A 20,835-nucleotide genomic window follows, 5' to 3' on the forward strand; every position below is an offset into this window, starting at 1 on the left:
TTATCATTATTGTCATTCCATTCTTAATGCAAGCAGGTATTTTGCCAAGCGTTGCCGGTTAATATAAAAAAAGTCGGGGAAATCCCGACTTTTTCATTTAAATGTGTTTTAGTTAAATATTCGCCAATACTGTTGTCAGTAATTGCCAATAGGTTTGCACTGCAGGAATATGCACTTTTTCATCCGGTGAATGGGCATTGCGAATCGTTGGTCCAATGGAAACGACATCTAAATTTGGATAGATTTTTTTCAATAAACCGCATTCTAATCCGGCATGAATAACTTTAATTTCAGGTTCATAACCTAAAATTTCGGTATAATGTTTTTTGGTTAGCGTGACAATTTCTGTATCCGGTTGCGGTGCCCAGCCTGGGTAATAACCATAGTATTCTACGTTTCCACCACTTTTTTGGAGAAGTTCCGTTAACTCCACTTTCACGTCATTAGTACCGCCTTCAATCAAAGAGCGTAGTAAAATCGTTCCTTTGATTTCATCCTCCTCAGTTTTTAATACACCAATACTGAGTGAGGTTTCCACGACCCCCGCTACCGTTTGACTCATGGCTTGTACACCATTAGGCAATGCGCTTAATACATGAGCAATAGTTTGTGTGGTTGGAATATCAAAGGTTTCTTCTGGTAAAGTTTGTTCTGTCACAATAATTTCTGCATTTGGATCTTCAGGTAACGCTTGTTGCATGACTTCTTTGAATTTTTCCACGACCATGGTTAATAAGGTGGCATCATCTAATGCCAAGGTTAAAAAGGCTTCACGAGGAATCGCATTGCGCACTGAACCACCGCGTACATCCACAATGGCAAACTCTTCGGTGACATAACGAAGTGCGGTCAAAAATACGCCCAATAATTTAATGGCATTGCCGCGTTGTGTGTGAATATCACAACCAGAGTGACCACCTTGCAATCCTTTAATCGCAAGTTGAAAACAATGGGGAAACTTATTCGGTTGACGATGAACAGGTAATCGAATGTCTGCATTTTCCCCACCGGCACAACCAATATAAATTTCGCCATTTTCCTCGGTGTCTGTGTTGATCATCAAATTGGACTTCAACCAATTTGCTCGTAAGCCCAACGCGCCCTCCATCCCAGCTTCTTCGGTCATTGTGAGCAAGACTTCCAATTCAGGATGCGCAATGTTGTCACTATCCAAAACCGCTAATGCAGAAGCCATACCTATGCCATTATCTGCGCCCAAGGTTGTTCCTGTGGCAGAGACCCATTCACCTTGGATACGGGGTAAGATAGGATCGGTTAGAAAATCATGCCGCGTGCTTTCATTGGCTTGTGGCACCATATCCAAATGAGCTTGTAACGCTACAGAAGGGCGGTTTTCCATGCCTTGTGTGGCAGGTTTGCGAATTAATACATTGCCTACTTCGTCACGTTCTACAAAAAAATCTTTGCTTTTTGCCCAGTTAACAATGAATTCCGCTAAGGTGTTTTCATGATAAGAGGGATGAGGAATGGCACAAATTTGATCGAACCAATACCATAATTTGCTAGGTTGTAATGATTGAATCGCTGACATAATGAACTCTCCTTAAAAATATGAATGATTTCACCGCACTTTTTTGCTTAAAAGCATAGCATAAAAACGTATTTCAGGTTATCCTTAGCCAATTTTTTTAATTAGTCGAAAGGGAAAATTTTATGAGCGAAAAATATATTGTCACTTGGGATATGTTCCAAATGCATTCACGTAAACTTGCCGAGCGTTTATTGCCAGCATCACAATGGAAAGGCATTATCGCAGTAAGCCGCGGCGGTTTATTCCCAGCGGCAGTATTATCGCGTGAGTTAGGCATTCGTCACGTTGAAACCGTTTGTATTGCGAGCTACGATCATGACCAACAAGGCGAATTACGCGTATTACACGCTGCTGACACAGACGGCGAAGGTTTTATCGTTGTGGATGATTTAGTGGATACCGGCAATACGGCGAGAGAAATTCGTAAAATGTATCCAAAAGCAAAATTTGTGACGGTTTTTGCTAAACCGGCAGGAGCGGCACTTGTGGATGACTATATTGTTGATATTCCGCAAAATACTTGGATTGAGCAACCTTGGGATTTAGGTTTAACATTCACACCACCTATTGCACGTAAATAATACCAATAAAAGAACACGAGTGATGCTCGTGTTTTTTTAACATGAATTTCATTATATGCTTGAATATATTACCCTATCTCATACTGAACTCAGTGCCATTCAATTGAGCCTAAAAGTTGCTTTTTGGTCTATTGTTTGTAGTCTGCCTTTTGCTATTACTATGGCATGGCTACTGGCGCGCTGCGATTTTTGGGGGAAATCTATTTTAAATAGTATTATTCACTTGCCTCTTGTTTTGCCTCCTGTGGTGATTGGTTATTTATTATTAGTCGCAATGGGGCGAAATGGGGTTATTGGTAAATATTTGTTAGATTGGTTTGGATTTAGCTTTGCTTTTAGTTGGCATGGTGCAGCACTGGCTTCTGCGGTAGTGACCTTTCCGCTTATGGTGCGCTCTATCCGCCTTGCCATTGAGTGTGTAGATGTCAAGTTGGAACAAGCCGCACGAACATTAGGGGCTTCACCATTTCGCACCTTTTTTACCATTACGTTACCGCTTTCAAGTACGGGGATTTTGGCCGGTGTAATTTTAGGTTTTGCTCGATCTCTAGGTGAATTCGGTGCAACTATCACCTTTGCGTCAAATATTCCTGATGTAACGCGTACCATTCCCCTTGCGATGTATTCTTTTATCGAAACCCCCGGGGCGGAAGGGGCGGCGGCGCGTTTATGTGTTATTGCCATTATCATTTCTTTAATTTCATTGCTGATTTCCGAATGGTTAGCCAAACGTACGCAGCAAAACCTTAATCATAAGGAATAACGAATGCTTGAAATTAATCTCAAAAAGGTATTAGGCGAACTGGAATTGGTGGCAGACTTACAGATTCCTACGCGTGGTGTAACGGCTATTTTTGGGTTATCCGGCGCAGGAAAATCATCACTCATTAATTTGATTAGCGGCTTATCCCATCCTGATCAAGGCTATATTCGATTAAATGGTAAAACACTCGTTGACATAGAGCAGCGCATTTGTCTTGCACCTGAACAACGTCATATTGGCTATGTGTTCCAAGATGCACGTTTATTTCCCCATTATTCCGTTAAGGGGAATTTGCTGTATGGTGTAAAAAATAAAAGTGCGGTGGATTTTGGCGATATTTTGAATCTATTGGGAATTGAACATTTATTAAAACGTTATCCTTATTCCCTTTCAGGAGGGGAAAAACAGCGTGTTGCTATTGGGCGTGCGCTGTTGTCTGAGCCTGATATTTTGTTGATGGATGAACCGCTTTCCGCCTTAGATTTACCACGAAAACGGGAATTACTGGCCTATTTAGAAACCTTATCTCGTGAAATTGAAATACCGATTTTATATGTTACGCACAGCTTGGAGGAATTAACGGCATTAGCTGAACGTATGGTGTTAATGGATAATGGTAAAGTGGTGGCTTATGACAGCGTTCAAGCGGTTATCCATTCTCCTGCATTTGCGAAATGGAAACAAAACTAAATTTGCGCTAAACTGACCGCACTTTTCCCAAATAATAACATTATGATGAAATTACAAAATCATTTATTGATCGCCATGCCAAATATGGGGGACGATTATTTTCAGCGCAGCGTCATTTATCTTTGCGAACACAGCGACAAAGGCACTATGGGTTTAGTGCTAAACCAACCTACGGATTTAAGCATTGCGGAGTTGGTGGCAAAACTGCATTTTATGATGAGTTCCGACCGCACTTTTCCTGATAAATGTGTCTTGGCCGGCGGGCCGGTTAACGGTGAGCATGGCTTTATTTTGCACACCCCAACGGATCACCCGTTTCAGCACAGCTTTAAGATTACTGATCGCATTATTCTGACTACATCTGCAGATATTATCGACACTTTCGGCACACCCCATGCGCCGGAGAAATATCTCGTTGCGCTGGGCTGTGCCGCTTGGACGCCGAACCAACTTGAGCGCGAAATTGCAGAAAATTCTTGGTTAGTGATGCCTGCCGATGAGCGCATTATGTTTGAGACCCCTTATGAAGAACGCTGGATTGAAGCACAAAAAGTGCTTGGTTTTGATAGCTACAATCTCGCCAGCCAAGCAGGACATTGCTAATGGGAAAAACAGTGATCGCCTTTGACTTTGGCACAAAAAGTATTGGTTGCGCAGTCGGACAAAGTATTACAGGCACTGCGCAAGCCTTGCCCGCTTTCAAAGCACAAGACGGTATTCCTAACTGGGATGCCATTGAGAAATGCCTGAAAGAATGGAAACCTGATTTTGTGGTTGTTGGTTTACCTTTAAATATGGATGGAACAGAACAGGATCTTACCCACCGCGCACGCAAATTTGGCAACCGTTTAAACGCCCGTTTTGGTGTCAACGTACAATGGCAAGACGAACGCCTTACTACCACACAAGCACGTACTGAAATCTTTGAACGCGGCGGCTTTCGTGCTTTGAAAAAAGGCAAAGTGGATGGTATTTCTGCTTGTCTGATTTTAGAAAGTTGGTTTGAAAATAATTTGTAGGCTGATAGATTAACACTCAGTAAGAGCTAACATTCTATGATATGGATGTTAGCTCTGTTTTTGATTTAACGCTATCTTACGGTCTATCTGCAAGCTGATTCAGTAAGGCTTCCGGCTTAATTGAACGCATTCCCTTTTCCGCTAATATCCGATTTAATTGATCGAATGCCGTTTTTCGTTCTTCTAGCGAAAGCACATTAACATGCTTATTTGCTAACGCAGCAAGAATTGCCCAAAACCAAGCAATATTAATATCTTTGCCTGACTGTTTTAATTGAATAAATGCATTAATAGCACCACAAGCTTTTAGTTCGGCAACATTATTGATGCCAATTTTAGCTAAAGCGCGTTCATGTTTGACACTCAGGTTTGGCAGTTCACGGATGGTACTTTTTTTGGCTAATTCGGTGTTAATCTTTTTCGCTTTGATTTGTTCTATCGACAATAAGATAAATTTTTTGAGAATCGCTGGATTTTGGTAAATCGTTTCAGGTAATCGATAATAAGTAGAACCTGTTACTATGTGTTTTCTTGGTGCATAGTTCCAAGGAATAGCCCCATTTTTTATAAGAAGCTCAGCCAGTTTTCCTTCTGCTTTGAGATGGAAAGCGCGATTGACATAAATTCCAAACATGAGATTATCGTAAAATACGCCATTACCAATGAATAGCGGTTTAATCACGATTTCTTTGTTAAGAAGATCACTCATAAAATGACGGACTTCGTCTGCACTATCTTTCAAGAATTGCATAATACACCTCATCATGCTGTAAAGGGTTTTCAATTAAAATTACTATGCCAATTTCCCATAATTAAACAAGTTTTGTGTTCTTGTTTTGGAATTAAGATCACAAAATTGACATGATTGCCGTTATTTAGTCTTGATGAACTGACGGATAAGGCACTTCTTTATTTATCGAAATTTCTTTTTCTAAGCAATGAATTTTAAATTTATTTACATATTATTTGATTTAAATTCAATAAGTTGCAGATAGTGCCCGCAGGGCTTGATAAGTCATTTAAGATGTAAAATTTATCTTTTTTTCTATGGAAGGCATTAGTGACATTAAACTTGACAGTAGGATTGTTTGTGATTAAAATTTGGCGTCTATTTCTTTATGAAGTAGATTTTAAACTATCATTCTTTTAGAATTTTATTAACTGGAGCTTAATTAATGGCAACTATCAACCAATTAGTACGCAAACCGCGTGTGAAAAAGGTTGTAAAAAGCAACGTTCCTGCATTAGAGGCTTGCCCGCAGAAACGTGGCGTGTGTACTCGTGTGTACACTACAACTCCTAAAAAACCGAACTCAGCATTACGTAAAGTATGCCGTATTCGTTTAACAAACGGTTATGAAGTAACTTCATACATCGGTGGTGAAGGTCACAACCTTCAAGAGCATAGTGTTGTATTAATCCGTGGTGGTCGTGTTAAAGACTTACCGGGTGTGCGTTATCACACTATTCGCGGTGCATTAGACTGTGCTGGCGTTAAAGATCGTAAACAAGGTCGTTCTAAATACGGCGTTAAACGTCCTAAAGCTTAATGGTTCTCCGTTAAGTAAGGCCAAACGTCTAAATTATTAATATTTAAACCATAAACTCCAGTATCAATTTGGTCCACAGTGTTAAAGTGCGGTCAGTTTTTAATGAGTTTTGGATTATCCTGAATATATATCGGAGAAACTTACAATGCCACGTCGTCGTCGTATTGAACCACGCAAAATTCTTCCAGATCCGAAGTTCGGTTCAGAATTACTTGCAAAATTCATCAACGTTTTAATGGTTGATGGTAAAAAATCAATTGCAGAATCAATCGTTTATAATGCATTAGAGACTTTAGCTCAACGTACTGGTAAAGATGCGTTAGAAGCATTTGAAGCAGCATTAGAAAACGTGCGCCCAACTGTTGAGGTTAAATCTCGCCGTGTGGGTGGTTCTACATACCAAGTACCGGTTGAAGTTCGCCCAACTCGCCGTAACGCATTAGGTATGCGTTGGATCGTTGAAGCAGCTCGTAAACGTGGTGATAAATCAATGGCTTTACGTTTAGCGAACGAATTATCTGATGCAGCAGATAACAAAGGTGCAGCAGTGAAAAAACGTGAAGATGTTCACCGTATGGCTGAAGCAAACAAAGCGTTTGCTCACTTCCGTTGGTAATCGGTTAACAATATTACTTCAGGGCTTCATCTCAATCATTGCGATGAAGCCTTACCCTTATAAAGAATTTCAATATTAAACCCAAACAAGGTAATAATAATGGCTCGTACAACCCCTATTTCACTTTACCGTAACATCGGTATCAGTGCGCATATCGATGCGGGTAAAACCACAACGACTGAGCGTATCTTGTTCTACACTGGTGTAAGTCACAAAATCGGTGAAGTGCACGATGGTGCAGCAACAATGGACTGGATGGAACAAGAGCAAGAGCGTGGTATTACAATCACCTCTGCGGCAACAACAGCGTTCTGGTCTGGTATGTCACAACAATACCCACAACACCGTATCAACGTTATCGATACTCCGGGACACGTGGACTTCACAATCGAAGTAGAACGTTCAATGCGTGTTCTTGATGGTGCGGTAATGGTTTACTGTGCGGTTGGTGGCGTTCAACCACAATCAGAAACAGTATGGCGTCAAGCGAACAAATATCATGTTCCACGTATCGCGTTCGTAAACAAAATGGACCGTACAGGTGCTAACTTCTTACGTGTTGTTGAACAAATCAAAACCCGTTTAGGTGCAAATGCTGTTCCTTTACAACTTCCTATCGGCGCAGAAGATAGCTTCACCGGTGTGGTTGACTTGTTAAAAATGAAAGCAATCAACTGGAACGAAGCTGACCAAGGTATGACATTCACATACGAAGATATTCCTGCAGATATGCAAGATGCTTGTGAAGAATGGCATCAAAACCTTGTTGAAGCAGCTGCAGAATCTTCAGAAGAGTTAATGGAAAAATACCTAGGTGGTGAAGAATTAACTGAAGAAGAAATCAAAGCAGGTCTTCGTCAACGCGTATTAGCAACTGAGATCATCTTAGTAACTTGTGGTTCTGCGTTTAAAAACAAAGGTGTTCAAGCAATGCTTGACGCAGTAATCGATTATTTACCGGCACCTACAGATATTCCTGCGATTAAAGGTATTAATCCGGATGAAACTGAAGGTGAGCGTCATGCAAGCGATGATGAGCCATTCTCAGCATTGGCATTCAAAATTGCAACTGACCCATTTGTTGGTAACTTAACATTCTTCCGTGTGTACTCAGGTTTCATTGAATCCGGTGCAACCGTATTGAACTCTGTAAAAGATAAACGTGAACGTTTTGGTCGTATCGTACAGATGCACGCAAACAAACGTGAAGAAATCAAAGAAGTTCGTGCAGGTGATATCGCAGCGGCAATCGGCTTAAAAGATGTTGGTACAGGTGATACATTATGTGCGATCGATGCGCCAATCATCCTTGAGCGTATGGAATTCCCGGATCCGGTAATTTCTGTTGCGGTTGAACCAAAAACTAAAGCTGACCAAGAAAAAATGGGTCTTGCATTAGGTCGTTTAGCACAAGAAGACCCTTCATTCCGTGTTCACACTGATGAAGAATCTGGCGAAACCATTATTTCCGGTATGGGTGAGTTACACTTAGATATTATCGTTGACCGTATGCGCCGTGAATTCAAAGTTGAAGCGAATATCGGTAAACCACAAGTATCTTACCGTGAAACAATCCGTACTCGTGTTAACGATGTTGAAGGTAAACACGCAAAACAATCTGGTGGTCGCGGTCAATACGGTCATGTTGTAATCGACTTATATCCATTAGATCCGGAAGGTCCTGGTTACGAATTCGTGAACGAAATCAAAGGTGGTGTAATTCCTGGTGAATTTATCCCGGCTGTTGATAAAGGTATCCAAGAACAACTTAAATCTGGTCCATTAGCAGGTTACCCTGTAGTTGATGTCGGTGTTCGTTTACACTTCGGTTCATACCATGATGTTGACTCATCTGAGTTAGCGTTTAAACTTGCAGCATCAATTGCATTTAAAGCCGCGTTCGCAAAAGCTAACCCGGTATTACTTGAGCCAATCATGAAAGTGGAAGTTGAAACTCCACCTGAGTATGTTGGTGACGTAATTGGTGACTTGAGCCGCCGCCGTGCGATGGTTAACGGTCAAGAAGCGAATGAATTCGTTGTTAAAATCAATGCTGAAGTTCCATTAGCAGAAATGTTCGGTTATGCAACTGACTTACGTTCACAAACTCAAGGTCGTGCATCATACTCAATGGAACCATTGAAATATGCTGAAGCACCGAAAAACGTTGCAGATGCAGTTATCGAAGCGCGTAAAAAATAATTTTACTTAACTAAATCCCCCCAATTTGCACCGCACTTTGGGGGCTCACAAAAGGAAACTGAAAAGTGTCTAAAGAAAAATTTGAACGTACAAAACCGCACGTAAACGTGGGTACAATCGGCCACGTTGACCACGGTAAAACAACTTTAACAGCAGCAATCACAACTGTATTATCAAAACACTTTGGTGGTGCAGCTCGTGCATTCGACCAAATCGATAACGCGCCGGAAGAAAAAGCGCGTGGTATCACCATCAACACTTCACACGTTGAGTACGATACAGCAACACGTCACTACGCACACGTAGACTGCCCGGGACACGCGGACTATGTTAAAAACATGATTACCGGTGCGGCACAAATGGACGGTGCTATCTTAGTAGTAGCAGCGACAGACGGCCCAATGCCACAAACTCGTGAGCACATCTTATTAGGTCGCCAAGTAGGTGTACCATACATCATCGTATTCTTAAACAAATGCGACATGGTAGATGACGAAGAGTTATTAGAATTAGTTGAGATGGAAGTTCGTGAACTTCTTTCACAATACGACTTCCCGGGTGATGACACTCCAATCGTACGTGGTTCAGCGTTACAAGCGTTAAACGGCGTAGCGGAGTGGGAAGAAAAAATTCTTGAATTAGCAAACCACTTAGATACATACATCCCAGAGCCAGAGCGTGCAATTGATCAACCGTTCTTATTACCAATCGAAGACGTGTTCTCAATTTCAGGTCGTGGTACAGTAGTAACAGGTCGTGTAGAACGTGGTATCATCCGCACAGGTGATGAAGTTGAAATCGTAGGTATCAAAGAAACTGCGAAAACAACCGTAACAGGTGTAGAAATGTTCCGTAAATTGTTAGACGAAGGTCGTGCAGGTGAGAACATCGGTGCATTATTACGTGGTACAAAACGTGAAGAAATCGAACGTGGTCAAGTATTAGCGAAACCAGGTACAATCACACCACACACAGACTTCGAATCAGAAGTTTACGTATTATCAAAAGAAGAAGGTGGTCGTCATACTCCATTCTTCAAAGGTTACCGTCCACAATTCTATTTCCGTACAACTGACGTAACAGGTACAATCGAGTTACCGGAAGGCGTGGAAATGGTAATGCCAGGCGATAACATCAAAATGACAGTAAGCTTAATCCACCCAATCGCGATGGACCAAGGTTTACGTTTTGCGATTCGTGAAGGCGGCCGTACAGTAGGTGCAGGCGTAGTAGCACGTATCATCAAATAATCCGCTTTGAATTAAAAGCAGAAAAAGGCATATCTTCAGGTATGCCTTTTTTGTTATGTGTTGTTTAGCTTTTTTCTATTACACCTATTTTCTTATTTCATGCCCATTTATCACATAAATTACCGCCATCGTTGCCGCAATCGGCGTAATAGCTACAGCTAAAGCAGTAGAATAAGCCACAGCAACAGGCAACAATACAGCATCTAATGCTATATCATCAGCAATTATCTCCATACTCGACATTCGTTGCGATAACATTACCGTCATAGGCTCATTCATTGCATATTTCTGTAAAATTTCTTGGCGGTTTTTGAAACGAACACGTTTTCCGAAAGCCCGATATTGGCGTTTTAGTGCCGGCTGGTCTGTCCGCCAAGCGGTATTTCTCATTTGTAATGCTGGTAATAGATCAGGATGAATATAGCTAATCGGGTTAAACCAAAACTGTTTTTGAAGGTACTTTTTCTCTTCTGCGTTATATTTGCTCTCATCTAAGTAAACCGCATATTCACCGGTAACATCGCTATCAAGGCTATCGAGTTTCATCGTAAAGAAAAGCACTTGATTTGCATAAGGGCTATTTAAAAATTCTCGCATTGCACCCACATCTTGATTTTGAAGAAGATAATCCGATTTTTCACCAACAAGATAAATTTTATCGTCCTCGATCATAAAAGCATAAATTTGCTCTGTACTTTGTATTGGTTTACTAATGTGGGTAATACAGCCCGCCAATAAACAGATAAAGATAAAATAAAGTTTTTTCATCATTCTTTAGGACATTGATAAAATGGTGATGTATTTACAATGGTTACTTTTTCTTCAGTAATATCAGTAATCACAACGCTGCATCCATTTGGTACATATTCGTATTGTTTTCCTGCCTCCGGAATAAATGAACGACTATCATCGCGCGGTTTTCCACCGTCTGTTGCACCTAGCGTGATGGTACGAATAAAGAGCTTGCGAATTGAATTAATGCCTTTAGAAACTACATTATCTCCAACACCATATTGACACAGTTCTTTCGTTTCAACTGTACAAGGCTTTCCGGCAACACGACAAACCGTTTGCGATATTTGATGAGATGGTATGATATTGACGACTTTACCGGCTGGAATAACATATTCTTTAAAAATACCGCCTTTAGATTGTGCATAATCAGTCGCATCTGTTTGTGTCATACCGATGCGTTTTTGTTTATCTTGCGCCCCAATAAAAACATCCACCCCATCCGCTAAAACTCTTGTCCCTTTTTTGTTGGTTTCGCAATCTACGCCAATAAAAAATGCAGCCGCATTGCTACCATGACTAAAAATCCGCAGACGAGAATGTTTAGCCGCATCATATTCATCGGGATTTATGACTTCAGAAACAGAGCAACCGCCTAAAAGCATAACAAGCGGTAGAATTTTAAAAATTTTTTGCATAATACTCCCCTTAATAAAAATGGCTGAATATCCATTTTATTCAGCCATTTAAAATTACCCTTTCACATTCTCTGCCAAAAACGCCAATAACTGCTCTTTAGCAATCATCTGTTTTTCGCCGGTGCGGCGGTTTTTATATTCGATTTCGCCGTTTTCAAGGTTTTTCTCGCCAATAACCACCATATGCGGTACGCCGATGAGCTCCATATCCGCAAACATCACACCCGGGCGTTCTTTACGGTCATCAAAAATTACATCCACGCCTTGCGCTTTTAAGGTTTTGTATAGCTCTTCAGCGAAAGCTTGCACTTTTTCGGATTTGTGCATATTCATTGGCACAATTGCCACGGTAAACGGCGCAATTTCATCTGAAGGCCAAATAATACCGCGTTCATCGTGGTGCTGTTCAATCGCAGCTGCTACAACACGCGTGACGCCAATACCGTAACAACCCATTGTCATTACGAGTGGTTTGCCGTCTTCGCCTTGTACTGTCGCATTCATGGCTTCTGAATATTTTTTACCTAATTGGAAAATATGACCTACTTCAATCCCACGTTTAATTTGTAGCACACCTTTACCGTCTGGGCTTGGGTCGCCTTCCACAACGTTACGTAAATCAAAGGTTTCAGGTAATGCCACATCACGTTCCCAGTTCACGTTGAAGTAATGTTTACCATCAATGTTTGCACCGCAGCCAAAATCTGACATCAATGCCACTGAGCGGTCAATAATCGCCGGAATAGGTAAATTGATTACGCCAAGTGAACCCACTCCCGCACCGATTTTCGCTTTGATTTCGGCTTCATCCGCGAATTCTAGCGGGTCTGCCACTAATGGGTGTTTTTGTGCTTTGATTTCATTTAACTCGTGATCGCCACGAATCACTAATGCCACAAGCGGTTGTTCTTCTGTCGCACCTTTCACAATCAAAGTTTTTACCGTTTTTTCAATCGGTAAATTGAATTGCGCCACTAATTCATTGATGGTTTTCGCATTTGGTGTATCCACTAATTGCATATCAGCGGTTGGAGCTTGACGTTCGCCAACAGCTACTGCTTCGGCAAGCTCAATATTTGCCGCAAAATCACTTTCTGTTGAGAAAATCACATCATCTTCACCACTTGATGCCAACACTTGGAATTCGTGGGAAGCTGAACCACCAATTGAGCCGGTATCTGCTTGAACTGCACGGAAATCTAAGCCTAAACGGGTAAAGATATTGCTATAGACTTGATACATCACATCATAGGTTTCTTGCAAACTTTCTTGTGTGGTGTGGAAAGAATAAGCGTCTTTCATAATAAATTCACGTGAGCGCATGACGCCAAAACGTGGGCGAACTTCATCACGGAATTTAGTTTGAATTTGATATAAGTTAAGCGGAAGTTGTTTATAAGAAGAGACTTCACGGCGCACTAAATCCGTAATTACTTCTTCGTGGGTTGGGCCAAGCACAAAATCACGGCTACCACGATCGTTAAAGCGTAATAATTCTGGACCATATTGTTCCCAACGCCCCGACTCTTGCCATAATTCCGCAGGCTGAACAACCGGCATTAGCACTTCAATTGCACCACCTTTGTTCATCTCTTCACGAATGATATTTTCCACTTTTTTCAACACTTTGATCCCTGTCGGCAACCAGTTATATAAGCCTGACGCCATTGGGCGGATCATACCGGCACGTAACATAAGCTGATGGCTGACGACCTGTGCATCATTCGGGGTTTCTTTAAGGGTAGAAAAGAGATATTGACTTGTACGCATATTGTATCCTGTTTAATGTCAAAAAATTGGCGGTATTTTAGCATTAATTCCTATAAAGTGCGGTTAAAATTAAGGAATTTTTTGTTATAACTCGTTCTACTTGCACAACAATCTTTCAAAAAATAGAAAGTGCGGTTATACTTAACGCCTATTTTCACTATTAACTGAAGAGAACTTCCATGGAAGAATTTTTATCGCAAGCCGTCCCTTTTGCTAAAAATCATACCTTACTTGTCGGTGCGTGGGTGGCTATTTTTGTTGCGACTATTTATACCTTTATCAAATCCGCGTTAAGTAAAGTAAAATTCGTGTCAAATGCTGAAGCGACCACTTTAATTAACACAAAAGATGCGGTTGTGATTGATTTGCGTACGATTGATGAATTTAAGCGCGGTCATATTGTGAATAGCTTACAATTCTTACCAACAGATATTAAAAATCATAATCTTGGCAAATTAGAACAACATAAAGAAACACCTGTTATCTTAGTGGATACAAATGGTGTAGTGGCTCGTTCATCTGCTGAGATTTTAGTTAAACAAGGATTCCGCCATGTCTATGCCTTGAATGAAGGTATTGCTGGTTGGAATGCGGCAAATTTACCACTCGTTAAATAAGGATTGATTATGTCAGAAGAAAACCAAGTGGCTCAAGAACAACAAGAACCTGTATTACAAATTCAACGCATTTATGTGAAAGATGTGTCATTTGAGGCACCCAATCTGCCACATATTTTCCAACAAGAGTGGAAACCGAATTTATCATTTAATCTAAGCACTGAAGCAAAACAGCTTGGCGATGATTTATATGAAGTGACCCTACATATTAATGTTGAAACAACACTTGAAGAGACAGGTGATTTAGCGTTTATTTGTGAAGTAAAACAAGCAGGGGTATTTACTATTAGTGGGTTAGAAGATGTTCATATGGCACATGCCTTAACATCACGTTGTCCTGAAATGTTATTCCCTTATGCACGTGAATTGGTCGCGAGTTTAGTTAACCGTGGTACATTCCCGGCGTTAAATCTTGCGCCCGTGAATTTTGATGCCTTATTCCTTGAGCATATGCGCCGAGTAGAAGAAGAAAGTCAAACAGAAAATTCTGCGGAACAACCAACTTTAAACTAATTTTGCACTAACAATAAGCTCACGTTTTGCGTGAGCTTTTCTTTAGGATTTTAGATAAAAAATGACACAAGTTGCAATGACACCCATTACTGTGTTAGGCGCAGGTTCTTATGGTACTGCACTTGCCATTGCTTTTTCGCGCAACGGTTATCCTACTTATTTATGGGGACATCATCCTGATGAATGCTCTCGCTTGCAGGCAGAACGGCAAAATGCACGGTTTTTGCCTGACATTCCTTTTCCTCATTCCCTTGAAGTTATTGCAGATTTAGAAAGTGCGGTAAAAAAATCACGAGATTTGCTCATTGTCGTACCAAGTCATGTATTTGGTGATGTCATTAAACAAATTAAACCCTTTTTACGCGAAGATCAGCGAATTGCTTGGGCAACCAAAGGATTAGAGCGAGATAAAGGGCGGTTATTGCAATCGGTTATAGAGGATGAGTTAGGTTTTAATTATCCTCTTGCTGTATTATCAGGTCCTACTTTTGCTAAAGAACTTGCCGCGGGTTTACCCACAGCCATTACCTTAGCCGCGAATAATCTTGATTTTGCTCATGAATTACAAGCACGTATTCATTGTAGTAAGCATTTTCGTGTTTATCTCAATCAAGATATGATTGGTGTACAGTTAGGTGGTGCGATCAAAAATGTCATTGCGATTGCAGCCGGAATGTCGGATGGTTTAGGCTTTGGCGCCAATGCACGTACGGCATTAATTACACGTGGGCTAGTAGAAATCAGCCGCTTGGGGGCAGCTTTGGGGGCAAACCCTCAAACTTTTATGGGGATGTCGGGGCTTGGTGATCTCGTCTTAACTTGTACGGATAACCAATCTCGTAATCGCCGCTTTGGTGTGGCACTTGGGCAGGGAAAATCGACCCAAGAAGCCCTAGAAGAAATTGGGCAAGTTGTAGAAGGTTATCACAACACAAAAGAAACGATGTTGTTAGCTCAGCGTTATGGCGTAGAAATGCCTATTACAGAACAGATTTATCAAGCATTATTTCACGGCAAAAATCCTCAAGAAATGGCGACCGCACTTTTAGGGCGAGCGCGTAAAGGGGAATAGTATTTAGGAGAAATTATGGCAGTTGAAGTATGGAAAAAAATTCGTGATGAAGCGCAATGCTTAGTAGATAAAGAGCCGATGCTGGCAAGTTTCTTCCATTCCACGATTTTAAAACACAAAAATTTAGGTGGCGCACTGAGTTATATTTTAGCCAATAAACTGGCTACCGCGACCATGCCGGCGATTTCCTTGCGTGAAATTATTGAAGATGCTTATCAGGCTAAACCGAGTATTATCGAAAGTGCCGCTTGTGATATTCGCGCCGTGCGCCAACGTGACCCTGCGGTGGATTTATGGTCAACGCCATTGCTCTACTTAAAAGGTTTTCACGCCTTACAAAGTTACCGCATTACCCATTATTTATGGGAAGATGGTCGTCGTTCCTTGGCGATTTATTTGCAAAATCAAATTTCTGTTGCTTTTGATGTGGATATTCACCCTGCGGCACGTATCGGTTGTGGCATTATGTTTGACCATGCCACAGGCATTGTGGTGGGGGAAACTGCGGTAATTGAAAATGACGTGTCCATTTTACAAGGCGTCACGCTTGGTGGGACAGGAAAAGAAACAGGCGATCGCCATCCGAAAATTCGCGAAGGCGTCATGATTGGCGCGGGCGCAAAAATTCTCGGCAATATTGAAGTGGGCAAATACGCTAAAATTGGTGCCAATTCGGTGGTGTTACAACCTATTCCGGAACACGCCACAGCCGCAGGCGTACCCGCTCGCATTATCAGCAAAGATCATTCATCAAAACCCGCCTTTGATATGAACCAATATTTTATTGATGATGCGGCAATGCTTAATATTTAAGTGAAAAAGCGCGGTGAATTTTATAGGAGTTTTATATGCCAATTAACAAAGATACCAAACTGTGCATTTCAATTTCAGCACGTCCGAGCAACTTTGGTACAACTTTCCATAATTATTTGTATCAAAAGCTCGGTTTAGATTTTATTTATAAAGCCTTTCAAGTACAGGATATTGAACACGCGGTAAAAGGCGTGCGTGCGCTAGGTATTCGCGGTTGCGCGGTGTCAATGCCACATAAAGAAAGTTGTATGGCATTCGTGGATGAAATTTCTGAATCGGCTGCGGCCATTCAATCGGTGAATACCATTGTGAATGACAACGGTTATCTCAAAGCCTACAACACAGACTATATCGCTATTTATAAATTAATTGAAAAATATCAATTAGATAAAACAAAATCTGTCATTGTTCACGGGAGTGGCGGAATGGCTAAAGCCGTGGTTGCAGCGTTCAAGAATTCAGGTTTCAGTAACCTAAAAGTCTATGCACGTAATGCCGAGACTGGCAAAAAACTCGCCGCACTTTATGGCTTTGACTACATTCCCACTCTTGAAAATCAACAAGCCGATATTTTAGTCAACGTTACGCCAATTGGCATGAAAGGTGGCAAAGATGAGTTTGAATTAGCCTTTCCTGAAGTATTGATTAATACTGCGGAAACGGCTTTTGATGTGGTCGCAATGCCAGTGGAGACGCCATTTATCAAATTGGCGGAAAGTTTGAACAAACAAGTGATTTCAGGTGCTGAAGTGATTGTGTTACAAGCCGTGGAACAATTTGAGCTTTATACTCATCAACGTCCAAGTGATGAGCTAGTGATTGAAGCGGGTAATGTTGCACGAGCGACAGTGCAGAAATAAGCTCCATCGGAACCTTTTATTGAAAGAGAAACGGAGCCGGAAAGCGCGGTCAAAAAATCTATTTATTTTGACCGCGCTTTGTGTTGTTCAGGATATTTTAGCTATTAAGCTGCCAAGCAAATTTGGCAAGATTAAAGGCAATTGCCCACATCACCAAACCAATCATTCCATCCAGAATTCGCCAAGTGATTGAGCGTTTAAAGAACGGAATGAGTAAACGTGCGCCGTAACCCAATCCGAAAAACCACAGCAAAGACGTGCAAAGCGCACCGGCAAGGAAAAATATTTTGCTGTCTGCAGGAATGGTGCCGGCAATGCCTCCGATAATGGCGAAACAATCTAAATAAACGTGAGGATTGAGTAAAGTGATAGCTAGGGTTGTGGCAATAGCTTTCCATGTGGATTGTTGAACGTGATTGTCATTACTCAATTCTAAGGTTGAGTTACCTCGATAAGCAGAACGAAAAGCACGTGCACCATAAACGGTTAAGAATAGCGTGCCGACAATAGCGAGTGCGACTGTTGCCATTTGGCTTTCGCTAATCATCGAGCCTAGCCCTAAAACACCAAGGGAAATCAAGACGAAATCACAGGTAAAGCAGGTAAGAATAATGGGTAAAATATTATTTTTTAATAATCCTTGTTTTAAGACGAAGGCATTTTGTGCGCCAATGGCAATAATTAAGCCGCCACACACAAGAAAGCCTTGAATAAAAAAATCCATTATTATCTCCATTTTGAAAAGTCGCCGAAATTATACCGCACTTTTTGTGTTTTTCCCTTTAAATCCGCTATGGTTCAGTAGTACACTAGGGGCAATTTTGATTAACCCAAAAAAGGGGGAACCATGAAACCTTATCTTATTGCGCCGTCAATTTTGTCTGCAGATTTAGCCCGTCTTGGTGAAGATGTGGCAAATGTCCTTGCGGCAGGGGCTGATGTGATTCATTTTGATGTGATGGATAATCATTATGTACCAAATTTGACCTTTGGGGCACCTGTGTGTAAAGCATTACGCGATTACGGTATTACCGCGCCTATTGATGTCCATTTAATGGCCACGCCTGTGGATAGTTTGGTGGTGGATTTTGCCAAGGCGGGGGCGACATCCATTACTTTTCACGCTGAAGCAAGTCAGCATATTGATCGGACATTGCAATTAATTCGTGCGCAAGGTTGCCAAGCGGGGTTAGTGTTCAATCCTGCTACACCATTGAGTTATTTAGATTATGTCATGGATAAATTGGATATGATTTTATTAATGTCTGTGAATCCAGGCTTTGGTGGGCAATCTTTTATTCCTGCAACATTGGAAAAATTACGCCAAGTTCGTCAGCGCATTGATGCAAGTGGTTATGCCATTCGCTTGGAAATTGATGGTGGCGTAAAAGTGAATAATATCGCAGAAATCGCCGCCGCCGGGGCGGATATGTTTGTGGCGGGATCAGCGATTTTTGATGCGCCTGACTACAAAAAAGTCATTGATGAAATGCGAGCAGAATTAGCAAAAACAGAAAAATAGGAAGAAAAATGACCTCACAATTTAAAGTAATTGGATTTGATTTGGATGGCACGTTGGTGAACAGTTTGCCTGATTTAGCCTTATCCGTTAACTCAGCCTTAGCGGAATTTGATTTGCCTGCTGCTCCGGAAGCATTGGTGTTAACTTGGATTGGTAACGGCGCGGATGTGTTAATTAGCCGCGGTTTGGCTTGGGCAAGTGAACAAACGGGAAAAACCTTAAATGATGACCAAATTGCACAATTAAAAGTGCGTTTTAATCATTTTTATGGTGAAAATATTTGTAATATCAGTTGCTTGTATCCGAATGTTAAAGAAACGCTAGAAAGCTTAAAAGCACAAGGTTTCAAATTGGCAGTAGTGACCAACAAACCAACCCAACATGTATTGCCTGTTTTAAAAGCTTTTGAAATTGATCATTTATTTGATGAGACCTTAGGTGGACAATCTTTACCGGCGATTAAACCGCATCCGGGTCCACTTTATTATTTATGTGGAAAATTTGGCGTATTGCCACATCAACTTTTATTTGTAGGTGATTCTCGCAATGATATTATTGCGGCACATGCTGCAGGTTGTCCGGTGGTGGGATTAACTTATGGGTATAACTACAACATCCCAATTAGCGAAAGTCATCCTGATTGGGTGTTTGATGATTTTGCCGAAATTCAAAAAATCCTGTAAAGTGCGGTTGAAAATTTAGAAAATTTAAACAAAGAGAAAAAATTATGACAAAACCAGTTGTTCTCAGTGGTGTTCAACCTAGCGGTGAACTAACTATCGGTAACTACCTTGGCGCGCTCCGCCAATGGGTGAAAATGCAAGATGATTACGAATGTTTATTTTGTATTGTGGATTTGCACGCGATTACAGTGCGCCAAGATCCTGCGGCGTTACGTAAAGCGACCTTAGATGTACTTGCGCTCTATTTAGCTTGTGGTATTGATCCTGCTAAAAGCACGATTTTTATTCAATCTCATGTGCCGGAGCATACGCAGCTTTCATGGGTGTTAAATTGCTATACCTATTACGGTGAAATGGGGCGAATGACCCAATTTAAAGATAAATCGAGTAAACATGCGGATAATATTAACGTGGGTTTATTTACTTACCCTGTATTAATGGCGGCTGATATTTTGCTTTATCAAGCCCATCAAGTGCCGGTAGGTGAAGATCAGCGTCAACATTTGGAAATTACTCGTGATATTGCCCAACGTTTTAATGCTATTTATGGTAACGAAGACGGTTCTAATCAGCCTTTTGTGGTGCCTGAGGCCTTTATCCCGAAAGCAGGTGCAAAGATTATGGCATTACAAGATCCAAGCAAAAAAATGTCAAAATCTGATGATAATCGCAACAATGTGATTACGTTGTTAGAAGATCCAAAATCTGTAGAGAAAAAAATTAAACGCGCTTTAACGGATGGCGATGAACCACCTGTCGTCCGTTATGATGTTCAAAACAAAGCAGGCGTATCCAATCTTTTGGAAATGCTTTCTGTGATGACAGACAAGCCGATTGCTCAGTTGGAACAAGAGTTTGAAGGCAAAATGTATGGTCATTTAAAAGGCGCGGTAGCCGAAGAAACCGTGAAAATGTTGACTGCACTTCAAGAGCGTTTCTGGCAATATCGTAATGATGAAGCCTTATTGAATCGTATTGCCGCAGAAGGCGCGAAAAAAGCACGTGAGCGTGCACAAGCAACCTTGAAAACCGTTTACGATGCGGTAGGGTTTGTGGCAGCTTAGTGCAGAAAAATAAAAAATCTCGTTGATGTGTATTCAACGAGATTTTTTTATTCATTTAAGAATTAAAGATAACGTTTGCTGATGACTTTTAAGTTATCGTCTAATTCGTACACTAACGGTTGACCGGTTGGGATTTCTAAATCCATGATGTCAGCGTCAGAGATGCCTTCGATGTGTTTTGCAAGGGCACGTAATGAGTTACCGTGTGCAGTAACAAGAACACGTTTACCTGATAATAATGCCGGTGCGATTTGATCTTCCCAGAAAG

23 protein-coding genes and 1 pseudogene are annotated in these 20,835 nt (G+C 41.2%); 17 read left to right on the top strand and 7 right to left on the bottom strand.

What is annotated here, in order from left to right; genetic code table 11:
• Positions 1-112: 112 nt before the first annotated feature.
• Positions 113-1,552, bottom strand: a complete 1,440-nt coding sequence (locus tag Q0O89_RS07935) for an aminoacyl-histidine dipeptidase (RefSeq protein WP_293731168.1) — start codon at positions 1,550-1,552, stop codon at positions 113-115.
• A gap of 122 nt (positions 1,553-1,674) precedes the next feature.
• Here Q0O89_RS07935 and gpt point away from each other — a divergent pair, with 122 nt between their 5' ends.
• From gpt to ruvX, 5 genes and pseudogenes are all read left to right on the top strand, one after another.
• Entirely contained in the window at positions 1,675-2,133 is a 459-nt protein-coding gene (gpt, locus tag Q0O89_RS07940; protein ID WP_273317472.1) for a xanthine phosphoribosyltransferase, read from the top strand.
• A 55-nt stretch (positions 2,134-2,188) separates the two neighbouring features.
• Positions 2,189-2,896: a molybdate ABC transporter permease subunit gene (gene modB / locus Q0O89_RS07945; RefSeq protein ID WP_293731170.1), complete on the top strand. Its 708-nt coding sequence runs from the start codon at positions 2,189-2,191 to the stop codon at positions 2,894-2,896.
• Positions 2,897-2,899: 3 nt separating this feature from the next.
• Positions 2,900-3,577: pseudogene (modC, locus tag Q0O89_RS07950) on the top strand (molybdenum ABC transporter ATP-binding protein); the annotation flags it as partial.
• 54 nt (positions 3,578-3,631) lie between these two features.
• A complete protein-coding gene (locus Q0O89_RS07955) occupies positions 3,632-4,189 on the top strand; it encodes a YqgE/AlgH family protein (RefSeq protein WP_135710411.1) in 558 nt (185 codons plus the stop codon).
• Positions 4,189-4,605, top strand: coding sequence for a Holliday junction resolvase RuvX (gene ruvX, locus Q0O89_RS07960; RefSeq protein ID WP_135710385.1), 417 nt, complete (start codon positions 4,189-4,191; stop codon positions 4,603-4,605). The genes Q0O89_RS07955 and ruvX overlap by 1 nt, the downstream gene beginning before the upstream one ends.
• 76 nt (positions 4,606-4,681) lie before the next feature.
• Here ruvX and Q0O89_RS07965 read toward each other — a convergent pair whose 3' ends face one another.
• Positions 4,682-5,356 carry a TfoX/Sxy family DNA transformation protein gene (locus Q0O89_RS07965; protein ID WP_293731171.1) on the bottom strand — a complete coding sequence of 225 codons (675 nt, stop codon included), beginning with the start codon at positions 5,354-5,356 and terminating at the stop codon, positions 4,682-4,684.
• A 424-nt stretch (positions 5,357-5,780) separates the two neighbouring features.
• Here Q0O89_RS07965 and rpsL point away from each other — a divergent pair, with 424 nt between their 5' ends.
• The 4 genes from rpsL (at position 5,781) to tuf (ending at position 10,223) form a co-directional block, all read left to right on the top strand.
• Entirely contained in the window at positions 5,781-6,155 is a 375-nt protein-coding gene (rpsL, locus tag Q0O89_RS07970; protein ID WP_135710395.1) for a 30S ribosomal protein S12, read from the top strand.
• Between the two features lie 145 nt (positions 6,156-6,300).
• Positions 6,301-6,771, top strand: coding sequence for a 30S ribosomal protein S7 (gene rpsG, locus Q0O89_RS07975; RefSeq protein ID WP_293731172.1), 471 nt, complete (start codon positions 6,301-6,303; stop codon positions 6,769-6,771).
• 99 nt (positions 6,772-6,870) lie between these two features.
• Complete coding sequence (fusA, locus tag Q0O89_RS07980; protein WP_135710400.1) at positions 6,871-8,973, top strand: elongation factor G; 2,103 nt, start codon at positions 6,871-6,873, stop codon at positions 8,971-8,973.
• A 65-nt stretch (positions 8,974-9,038) separates the two neighbouring features.
• Complete coding sequence (gene tuf / locus Q0O89_RS07985) at positions 9,039-10,223, top strand: elongation factor Tu (protein WP_293731174.1); 1,185 nt, start codon at positions 9,039-9,041, stop codon at positions 10,221-10,223.
• Positions 10,224-10,307: 84 nt separating this feature from the next.
• On the opposite strand, the gene Q0O89_RS07990 is transcribed toward tuf, so the two are convergent.
• The 3 genes from Q0O89_RS07990 to proS are packed head-to-tail and all read right to left on the bottom strand — an operon-like array spanning position 10,308 to position 13,423.
• Positions 10,308-10,994 carry a hypothetical protein gene (locus Q0O89_RS07990; RefSeq protein WP_293731175.1) on the bottom strand — a complete coding sequence of 229 codons (687 nt, stop codon included), beginning with the start codon at positions 10,992-10,994 and terminating at the stop codon, positions 10,308-10,310.
• Complete coding sequence (locus Q0O89_RS07995; protein ID WP_293731176.1) at positions 10,991-11,653, bottom strand: hypothetical protein; 663 nt, start codon at positions 11,651-11,653, stop codon at positions 10,991-10,993. The genes Q0O89_RS07990 and Q0O89_RS07995 overlap by 4 nt, the downstream gene beginning before the upstream one ends.
• Before the next feature lie 54 nt (positions 11,654-11,707).
• A complete protein-coding gene (gene proS, locus Q0O89_RS08000) occupies positions 11,708-13,423 on the bottom strand; it encodes a proline--tRNA ligase (protein ID WP_293731177.1) in 1,716 nt (571 codons plus the stop codon).
• A gap of 179 nt (positions 13,424-13,602) precedes the next feature.
• Here proS and Q0O89_RS08005 point away from each other — a divergent pair, with 179 nt between their 5' ends.
• From Q0O89_RS08005 to Q0O89_RS08025, 5 genes are all read left to right on the top strand, one after another.
• Positions 13,603-14,040 carry a rhodanese-like domain-containing protein gene (locus tag Q0O89_RS08005; RefSeq protein WP_293731178.1) on the top strand — a complete coding sequence of 146 codons (438 nt, stop codon included), beginning with the start codon at positions 13,603-13,605 and terminating at the stop codon, positions 14,038-14,040.
• Between the two features lie 9 nt (positions 14,041-14,049).
• The gene (gene secB, locus Q0O89_RS08010) at positions 14,050-14,553 is read left to right on the top strand and encodes a protein-export chaperone SecB (RefSeq protein ID WP_293731179.1); all 504 of its coding nucleotides are present in this window, start codon (positions 14,050-14,052) and stop codon (positions 14,551-14,553) included.
• Between the two features lie 61 nt (positions 14,554-14,614).
• Positions 14,615-15,625, top strand: a complete 1,011-nt coding sequence (gene gpsA / locus Q0O89_RS08015) for an NAD(P)H-dependent glycerol-3-phosphate dehydrogenase (protein WP_293731180.1) — start codon at positions 14,615-14,617, stop codon at positions 15,623-15,625.
• A gap of 15 nt (positions 15,626-15,640) precedes the next feature.
• Positions 15,641-16,438, top strand: a complete 798-nt coding sequence (cysE, locus tag Q0O89_RS08020) for a serine O-acetyltransferase (RefSeq protein WP_293731181.1) — start codon at positions 15,641-15,643, stop codon at positions 16,436-16,438.
• Between the two features lie 35 nt (positions 16,439-16,473).
• Entirely contained in the window at positions 16,474-17,298 is an 825-nt protein-coding gene (locus Q0O89_RS08025) for a shikimate 5-dehydrogenase (protein WP_293731182.1), read from the top strand.
• Between the two features lie 97 nt (positions 17,299-17,395).
• On the opposite strand, the gene Q0O89_RS08030 is transcribed toward Q0O89_RS08025, so the two are convergent.
• On the bottom strand, positions 17,396-18,022 hold the full coding sequence (locus tag Q0O89_RS08030; protein WP_293731183.1) for a LysE/ArgO family amino acid transporter: 627 nt from the start codon (positions 18,020-18,022) through the stop codon (positions 17,396-17,398).
• 123 nt (positions 18,023-18,145) lie between these two features.
• Between Q0O89_RS08030 and rpe the strand changes: the two genes are divergently transcribed.
• The 3 genes from rpe to trpS are packed head-to-tail and all read left to right on the top strand — an operon-like array spanning position 18,146 to position 20,567.
• On the top strand, positions 18,146-18,820 hold the full coding sequence (gene rpe / locus Q0O89_RS08035; protein WP_293731184.1) for a ribulose-phosphate 3-epimerase: 675 nt from the start codon (positions 18,146-18,148) through the stop codon (positions 18,818-18,820).
• Between the two features lie 8 nt (positions 18,821-18,828).
• Positions 18,829-19,503, top strand: coding sequence for a phosphoglycolate phosphatase (locus tag Q0O89_RS08040; protein WP_293731185.1), 675 nt, complete (start codon positions 18,829-18,831; stop codon positions 19,501-19,503).
• A gap of 44 nt (positions 19,504-19,547) precedes the next feature.
• On the top strand, positions 19,548-20,567 hold the full coding sequence (gene trpS, locus Q0O89_RS08045) for a tryptophan--tRNA ligase (protein WP_293731186.1): 1,020 nt from the start codon (positions 19,548-19,550) through the stop codon (positions 20,565-20,567).
• 62 nt (positions 20,568-20,629) lie between these two features.
• Here trpS and Q0O89_RS08050 read toward each other — a convergent pair.
• The coding region (locus Q0O89_RS08050) for a 2,3-bisphosphoglycerate-dependent phosphoglycerate mutase (protein ID WP_293731187.1) at positions 20,630-20,835 on the bottom strand (206 nt) is incomplete at its 5' end.

Origin of the sequence: uncultured Actinobacillus sp. (genome assembly GCF_945915845.1) — a bacterium.
Classification (GTDB): Bacteria; Pseudomonadota; Gammaproteobacteria; order Enterobacterales; family Pasteurellaceae; genus Exercitatus.